Annotated in this window: 1 protein-coding gene; it reads left to right on the top strand. The window is 52.3% G+C overall.

Going from position 1 to position 1309, the window contains the following annotated elements; all coding sequences use genetic code 11:
- Window positions 1–1309, top strand: a 1309-nt coding sequence (locus B2R29_RS13640) for a beta strand repeat-containing protein (protein ID WP_301181568.1), incomplete at both ends; no start/stop codon positions are given.

Below are 1309 nucleotides of genomic sequence, written 5' to 3'. Positions count from 1 at the left end.
GAACACAGCGAACTATGAGTTCACATCGATTGAAGTTGCAGACCTGCAAAGCAATGCCCTGACGGGTACCGCTGGTGTCGATACCTTCGACGTGACGGGCGCTAACGCTCTGACATCTGCGGATATCGATTTCACCAACGTTGCGTCAGTAGATGCCAACGACGGTGATGACCAGGTTAATACCAACGGTGCGACTCTGGTCAGTGATACAGGCGTGGCTGTTGATAACGCCCTGACGACTCAGCAGATTGCATTTACTTCGGTAGAAAATCTGGATTTGACGAGCGGTACGCTGACAGGCAGTGATGCAGCCGATAGCTTCGAAGTAACCGGATCTGCTCTGACGGCTAATGCCATCACTGTGACCAGTGCAGCATCTGCTATTAATGCAGGCGACGGTACTGATGTCCTGACTGTTAACGATGCTAATTCGACACTGACGGGTACTGATAACGAGCTCGACACAGCGAACTACCAGTTCACTTCGGTTGAAACGGCTGACCTCGCCGGTAATGCTCTGACGGGTACTGCAGGTGTCGATACATTTGATGTCTCAGCTCCTAATGCTCTGACCTCGGCGGATATCGACTTCACTAACGTTGCCTCAGTCGATGCCGGCAATGGTGATGACCAGGTGAATACCAATGCAGCGACTCTGGTCAGCCAGACCGATGGTGCGGGAACTGTGGCCGTTGATAATGCCCTGACGACTCAACAGATCGCCTTTACCTCGGTAGAGAATCTCGACCTGGCCAACGGTGCTCTTACCGGTAGTGATGCGGCCGACAGCTTCGAAGTGACAGGTGTAACTCTGACTGCGAATGCAATGACGGTGACCAATGCAGCGTCTGCCATTAATGCCGGCGACGGCGATGATGTTCTGATCGTGAATGATGGTAACTCAACACTCACAGGCACGGACAACGAGCTCGAGACTGCGAATTACGAGTTCTCATCGGTTGAAGTTGCAGACCTAGCTGATAACGCTCTGACCGGTACAGCGAATGCCGACACCTTTGATGTGACAGGTACGAATGCGCTGACGTCTGCAGGAATCGACTTCAGTAATGTTGAAGTCGTAAATGCAGATGACGGTGCTGACCAGGTGAATACCGATGGTGCCGATGCGTCTCTGTTTGCAGAGTTTGGAAATGCGGTGGATTATGCACTCGAAACTCTGGGTATCACCTTCCGTGAGACAGAAAATGCAGATCTGAATGGCGGAACGCTCACGGGTAGCTCAGAAGCGGATAGCTTCGAGGTAGCGGCTACTACTCTGACGGCAAATGCTATCAGCGTGACCAATGCA

The sequence above is a fragment of the Thalassolituus sp. UBA3500 genome (assembly GCF_002377545.1).
GTDB lineage: Bacteria > Pseudomonadota > Gammaproteobacteria > Pseudomonadales > Oceanobacteraceae > Thalassolituus.
The sequence above is the reverse complement of the archived record's forward strand: the minus strand, read 5'-3'. Positions and strand labels throughout refer to the sequence as shown.